This is a genomic window from Oscillibacter acetigenes, from assembly GCF_025567605.1.
GTDB classification, from domain to species: domain Bacteria; phylum Bacillota; class Clostridia; order Oscillospirales; family Oscillospiraceae; genus Oscillibacter; species Oscillibacter welbionis.
The window spans coordinates 1-721 of sequence record NZ_JAOQKG010000011.1 but is presented as its reverse complement, the minus strand read 5'-3'; the positions used below and the strand labels follow the sequence as shown (position 1 = coordinate 721).

At 63.7% G+C, this 721-nt stretch carries 1 protein-coding gene; it reads left to right on the top strand.

Translation table 11 applies throughout. From position 1 onward, the window contains the following. On the top strand, positions 1 to 720 hold a 720-nt coding region (locus tag OCV80_RS16425; protein WP_021748998.1), incomplete at its 5' end, for an electron transfer flavoprotein subunit alpha/FixB family protein. Between the last annotated feature and the right edge of the window lies 1 nt (position 721).

The window sequence follows — 721 nt, the reverse complement described above, 5'->3', positions numbered from 1 at the left end:
GACTGCACCCACCTGGACGTGGATGTGGCGAACTACATCCAGTTCCTGCGTGAGTCCAGCACCCTGGACGTGGACAGCCAGAAGTGGGATATGGAGGACCGGAACCTGAAGATGACCCGTCCGGCCTTCGGCGGCCACCTGATGGCCACCATCATCTGCCCGCGGTTCCGTCCCTGCATGGCGACGGTGCGCCCCGGCGTGATGAAGAAGAACGTCTTCGACCAGGCCAAGGCGGATGCGTGCGAGATCGTGAAGCCCAGCTTCCAGCTGAGCGAGAGCGACCTGAACACCGAGGTTGTGGAGGTCGTGAAGGCCGCCAAGAAGCTGGTGGACCTGATCGGCGCGGACTACATCGTGTCTGTGGGCCGCGGCATCAGCAAGGATGTCGAGGGCGGTATCAAGCTGGCTGAGGAGCTGGCGGACGTCCTGGGCGGCGTCGTGGGCGGCTCCCGTGCCACCATCGACTCCGGCTGGCTGTCTGCCGACCATCAGGTGGGCCAGACCGGCAAGACGGTGCATCCGAAGGTGTACATCGCCCTGGGCATCTCCGGCGCCATCCAGCACAAGGCCGGTATGCAGGACTCCGAGTGCATCATCGCGGTGAACAAGAACGACACTGCGCCCATCTTCGAGATTGCCGACTACGGCATCTGCGGCGACCTGTTCAAGGTCACCCCCATGCTGATCGAGGCCATCAAGGCCGCCAAGGCTGCGAAGTAAG